The sequence below is a fragment of the Limnohabitans sp. Rim28 genome, from assembly GCF_000293865.2.
Taxonomy (GTDB): Bacteria; Pseudomonadota; Gammaproteobacteria; order Burkholderiales; family Burkholderiaceae_C; genus Limnohabitans_A.
In genome coordinates this window covers 1-1,100 of record NZ_ALKN02000043.1, presented here as the reverse complement: position 1 = coordinate 1,100, position 1,100 = coordinate 1, and the positions used below count along the sequence as shown (strand labels likewise).

The window sequence follows — 1,100 nt, the reverse complement described above, 5'->3', positions numbered from 1 at the left end:
GCTCTACGCTGCTCGACACCTTTCTGACGCCTGCCATGTTTTGGCTCTTTGGCCGCAAACCTGCCGAGGCGCTTTTGCAAGACAAAGACGCTGAAGCGTTCTGACCTTTCACCCGTTTTTTCAACTTCAATCTCAACCTTTACAAGGACATCTCATGAAATTGCAAACGCTTTTAATCACCGCTTCTTTAGTGCTTGGCAACATGGCTTGGGCCGGACCCGGCGATGCCACCCACAAACCCATACACGGTGGCGTTTTAGCCACCGTCAAGGATGTTGACTATGAGTTAGTGGCCAGTGTCACAGCGCTTCGCCTTTATGTGCGTGACCATGGCAAAGCGGTGGATGTGTCCAAATCCACAGCTAAATTGACCTTGCTGACAGGCAGTGAAAAACAAGAGGTTGAACTCAAGCCAAGCGGAGACAAACTGGAAGCGACCGGAACCTACAAAGTGACGGCCGGCACGAAAGCTGTGGCCGTTATTTCGTTCGGTGCAAAGCAGGCGACGGCCAGATTCGTCATCAAGTAATTCGTCAGCGTCAACACTCCACTCAACCTATCTTTCTCTTCAGTTGTCGTTGGATTTGATGAATCCAATGACTGCTGTGGGTCGAAAGTACCCGTTCACACCAACTGAAAGTGGTCACTCATCTCGTAGTTGTGATCCTAAACTTTTCTATTGACAGCTACTCACCTGAAACCGGTCAGCGGACTAAACAAGGACAAGCGAGTGCGTATGACTGCTTCTAGGGAGATGCCTTGGAGCGATGCCGGGTCACGACCGGCAGCAACCGCTGCATTACCGCCGCCCAAGGCAGCGCCGCGACCGTTCGCATTGGGTCGAAAGGGCACAGTGGCGCAACCTAGCAGGTTCTAATTCCGGAGCCTTTAGCACAGAGGTTCTGAAAACTCTCGGTACAAGAAGATGTCTCAACATTTAGAATGATGCATTGAACCCCAAGAGCTTGATCTACATGCCCTTGGAAAACTTAGGCGGTTTGCGATCTGGTATCTTCTGGCCCGCCAAGACTATTTCGAACTGATTCCAAATCGTTCGAAAAATTTACAACCCGTTCGGAGCCTCCTTGGGTGCGCATTTA

The 1,100-nt window shown here is 50.8% G+C and carries 1 protein-coding gene; it reads left to right on the top strand.

The genetic code is table 11. The features are described 5' to 3' along the window. Positions 1 to 154 precede the first annotated feature (154 nt). Positions 155 to 529, top strand: coding sequence for a hypothetical protein (locus B472_RS16750; protein ID WP_019428488.1), 375 nt, complete (start codon positions 155 to 157; stop codon positions 527 to 529). Positions 530 to 1,100: the final 571 nt, after the last annotated feature.

Excerpts from the sequence above, each read along its gene's own strand:
- B472_RS16750 (WP_019428488.1), top strand. The coding sequence starts at position 155 with ATGAAATTGCAAACGCTTTTAATCACCGCTTCTTTAGTGCTTGGCAAC.